Source organism: Paraburkholderia sp. (assembly GCF_035501035.1).
GTDB lineage: Bacteria > Pseudomonadota > Gammaproteobacteria > Burkholderiales > Burkholderiaceae > Paraburkholderia.
Genome location: NZ_DATJWR010000422.1, coordinates 1 through 2,070, shown reverse-complemented (window position 1 = coordinate 2,070; position 2,070 = coordinate 1). Strand labels below are relative to the sequence as shown.

At 65.4% G+C, this 2,070-nt stretch carries 2 protein-coding genes; one reads left to right on the top strand and one right to left on the bottom strand.

Annotation, left to right across the window (positions count from 1 at the left end; all coding sequences use genetic code 11):
• Positions 1–97: 97 nt before the first annotated feature.
• Positions 98–1,093 carry a thioredoxin-disulfide reductase gene (gene trxB / locus VMJ11_RS30240; RefSeq protein WP_325624519.1) on the bottom strand — a complete coding sequence of 332 codons (996 nt, stop codon included), beginning with the start codon at positions 1,091–1,093 and terminating at the stop codon, positions 98–100.
• Between the two features lie 386 nt (positions 1,094–1,479).
• Between trxB and VMJ11_RS30235 the strand changes: the two genes are divergently transcribed.
• Positions 1,480–2,070: DNA translocase FtsK 4TM domain-containing protein (locus VMJ11_RS30235; protein ID WP_325624518.1), on the top strand; the 591-nt coding region annotated here is incomplete at its 3' end.

The following is a 2,070-nucleotide window of genomic DNA, read 5'->3' as shown; positions in this document are numbered from 1 at the left end:
TGTGCCGTCGGGCATCAGGCCACCATTTTAGCGGAGCGACGCCCAAGGCTCGATGCGTGGGATGGGCCGCCCTGGCAGGCGGCGCTCCCGCATCGCGTTAGCGATCGGCTTCGGCGCTCATCACGTGCGCCTGCCCAAGCTCGTTCACGGTTTCGAGGTAGCGCTGCGCGTCGAGCGCGGCCATGCAGCCCGTGCCCGCGCTCGTGATGGCCTGGCGGTACACGTGGTCCTGCACGTCGCCGGCCGCGAACACGCCCGGCACGCTGGTGCCGGTGGCATTGCCGTTCAGGCCGCCGTTCGTGATGATATAGCCGTTCTTCATCTCGAGCTGGCCTTCGAAGATGTCCGTGTTCGGCTTGTGGCCGATCGCGACGAAGAGGCCTTGCAGGTCGATGTCGGTGGTTTCGCCGGTCTTCACGTTCTTGATACGCAGGCCGTTCACGCCGCCTTCATTGCCCTTGACTTCGTCGAGCACGTGTTCCCATTTGATCTCGACCACGCCTTCCTTTTCCTTCTCCAGCAGGCGGTCGATCAGGATCGGCTCGGCGCGGAACTTGTCGCGGCGGTGAATGACCGTGACCTTCTTCGCGATGCCGGCGAGGTACAGCGCTTCTTCGACGGCCGTGTTGCCGCCGCCGACCACGGCGACGTGCTGGTTGCGGTAGAAGAAGCCGTCGCAGGTCGCGCAGGCCGAGACGCCGCGGCCCATGTAGTGCTCTTCGCTCGGCAGGCCGAGGTATTGCGCCGACGCGCCGGTTGCGATGATGAGCGAATCGCAGGTGTACTCGCCCGAATCTCCGATCAGGCGGATCGGCTTTTCGTCGAGCTTCGCCGTGTGGATGTGATCGAACACGATTTCCGTGTTGAAGCGCTCGGCGTGTTCGAGGAAACGCTGCATCAGCTCGGGGCCTTGCACGCCATTCGGGTCTGCGGGCCAGTTCTCGACGTCGGTCGTGGTCATGAGCTGGCCGCCCTGGGCGAGGCCGGTGACGAGCAACGGCGAGAGATTCGCGCGCGCCGCGTAGACGGCAGCCGTGTAGCCGGCGGGGCCGGAACCGAGAATCAGGACTTTGGCGTGTTTGGTTGCAGACATGATCGAATTCCGTAGAAAAACGCTGCGTGGCGCGGATAATCAGCCGCCCGGCCTTGTGGCGGGGCGCACGCATGTAGAGTTGGGCATCAGCCGGCAATTATAAAGGCCGGGGGAATTCGCCGCCTGATGAAGCTTCCTTATCGGCACGATAGTCAGGGCTTTTCTCGGGCTCGTGCGGCAGCGTCAAGGGGGCGGAACGCGGCGCAACGCCGCGCCCGGCGGCGTTGTCAGTTACCGTCATTTACAGCGCGGGGCAGCCGGGGCCGAAACAACGCGTTTACAATAGGCCGGATCGCACGACGGCGGCCGCGCCCGTCTGGCCGGGGTGCCGGGCAGACAGTGGGACAGGCGGACCGCAAACGCATCAAGAATCAGCCCAGGATTCAATGGCCAAAGCTCCCTATTCCGCGCAGGCGCAGGCATTGCCGCATCGCATGTCGCGCCTTTTCACCGAAATCCGCTGGATCCTGCAGGTCGCGCTCGGCGTGTTCCTGCTGATGGCGCTCATCAGTTACAGCCGCCATGACCCGAGCTGGACCCATGCCGCCCAGGTCGACCACATCTCGAACTGGGCGGGGCGCGTCGGCGCGCGCACCTCGGACATCCTGCTGCTGCTGTTCGGCCTGTCCGCCTACTGGTGGCTGGTGCTGCTCGGGCGGCTGATTTCGGCGAACTACCGCCGCATCACGCGCCACGAAACCCTTCGCGACGATGACGACGAAGACAAGCCGCGCGACATCAGCTGGGTCGCCGAAGGCTTCGCGTTCGTGCTCGTCATGCTGTCGAGCTGCGGCATCGAGGCGCTGCGCATGTGGTCGCTCAAGGTGCAATTGCCGCAGACGCCCGGCGGCGTCGTGGGCGGCGCGGTCGCGCGCGCGGTCTCGAACGCGCTCGGCTTCACCGGCGGCACGCTCGCGATGCTGATCGCGCTGGCGATCGGTCTGTCACTGTATTTCCGCTTCTCGTGGCTCTCGGTG

What these genes read in the sequence shown, in the direction of transcription:
- trxB (WP_325624519.1), bottom strand. Translation starts at nt 1,093, where the DNA reads ATGTCTGCAACCAAACACGCCAAAGTCCTGATTCTCGGTTCCGGCCCC.